Origin of the sequence: Enterobacter cloacae complex sp. P12RS, from assembly GCF_014895875.1 — a bacterium.
GTDB lineage: Bacteria > Pseudomonadota > Gammaproteobacteria > Enterobacterales > Enterobacteriaceae > Enterobacter > Enterobacter bugandensis.
This window is the reverse complement of record NZ_JADBQO010000053.1, coordinates 3783-4470: the sequence shown is the minus strand read 5'-3', so window position 1 is coordinate 4470 and position 688 is coordinate 3783. Positions and strand designations below refer to the sequence as shown.

Sequence of the window (688 nt, the reverse complement as noted above, 5' to 3'; positions counted from 1 at the left end):
ACCCGGGATTACAACTACCGAGAAGCGCTGACACCGCAGGACAGCACGGTAAGCATCAGCGGGCAGGAAGGGATCACAACGGGTGAAACCTACCACTACGCAGAGCCGTTTCTGACAGCAGGTGATACGGAAAGTTCTGAGACCGGCGCGTTCTTTGCCCGTCTGCGCCATGAACGCATTCTGAATGAGCAGTACACTGTCAGCGGGCGTACCTCGAGCCCTCATCTGGCGCCGGGACAGGTGCTGGAAAGCGATGCGGGGCTGCCGGATGTGGTGAAGGACGGGATTGTTATCACCACGGTAAAAGCCAGCGGCTCGCGCCAGGACAGCTTCCTGATGACGTTTGAGGGTATTCCGTACAGTGAAACCGTCTGTTACCGCCCGAAACCGCTTAACCGTCCGGTGATTTCCGGCACACTGCCGGCGCGTGTGGAGAGCACGCAAAAAGGGGACACCTACGCCTGGCTTGACCCGCAGGGGCGTTACCGTGTGAAGCTGGATTTTGACCGTAGCAGCGCTGAACAGGGATACGCTTATCTGTGGCTGCGGCTGGCGAAACCGTATGCCGGTGACACTTACGGCTGGCATGCGCCGCTGATTGACGGCACGGAAGTGTCGGTGATGTTTGACAGCGGAGACCCTGACCGGCCGTATATTGCGTATGCGCAGCATGACTCTGAACACCCGG

Annotated in this window: 1 protein-coding gene; it reads left to right on the top strand. The window is 59.2% G+C overall.

Annotated features, from left to right (window positions below):
* Window positions 1-688 (top strand): type VI secretion system tip protein VgrG (gene vgrG, locus IM284_RS23445; RefSeq protein WP_370552122.1); only part of this gene is annotated, 688 nt, incomplete at both ends.